The organism is Caballeronia sp. LZ029, from assembly GCF_031451275.1.
GTDB lineage: Bacteria > Pseudomonadota > Gammaproteobacteria > Burkholderiales > Burkholderiaceae > Caballeronia > Caballeronia jiangsuensis.
The window spans coordinates 1-591 of the sequence record NZ_JARUXO010000022.1 but is presented as its reverse complement, the minus strand read 5'-3'; the positions used below and the strand labels follow the sequence as shown (position 1 = coordinate 591).

Below are 591 nucleotides of genomic sequence, written 5' to 3'. Positions count from 1 at the left end.
CGCCGACATCACGCAACTTCTTCCTCATCGCTGGACGCCGACCACTGCTTGATGGTTTCAGCGATTGCCCCGTCAAGATGCCTTCCCCGGGTGCTTACGGTTATCGCGCTTCAGACAGATTCCCAGATGGTCAGCCGTTTTACGCCATTCGAAGTGCCGCGCTGGAGGGAGAGCGAGGCATTCCGGCGATTACTCGCAGCCTTCGAGCGCATTCTGCCTTTGCGCCGACCTTCTGACCTCGCTCAAAAGGAGATCGCACAATATGTTCTCGCTGCCAGCGGCGGGCTCACGGGCGAGGTTTCGAGAATCCTGAATGCGGCAGCAGAAGCGGGCATTCGCAGCGGCGATGAGTGCATCAAACTCGAGCATCTCGAACATGTGGCCCCCACACACATCCAGTGACGTGCGTCCGTGGCCATTCGCACCGCGGCCCTTCGACGATGAAGCCTTCGGAAGCTGGTTCGGCCGCGTCGCCAGCCGTTACAGGCTGAGCTAGACAGCGTCAAGCGGCACGGCCGGTCAGCGACAACTATTCTGGCCGGTCGACGGGTGTAATTGTCGCTGGCTAGTTCATAGTTGTCGCTTCTCCAT

At 59.7% G+C, this 591-nt stretch carries 1 pseudogene; it reads left to right on the top strand.

Annotated features, from left to right (window positions below):
- Window positions 1–402, top strand: a pseudogene (locus QCE73_RS33925) (hypothetical protein); the annotation flags it as partial.
- Window positions 403–591: the final 189 nt, after the last annotated feature.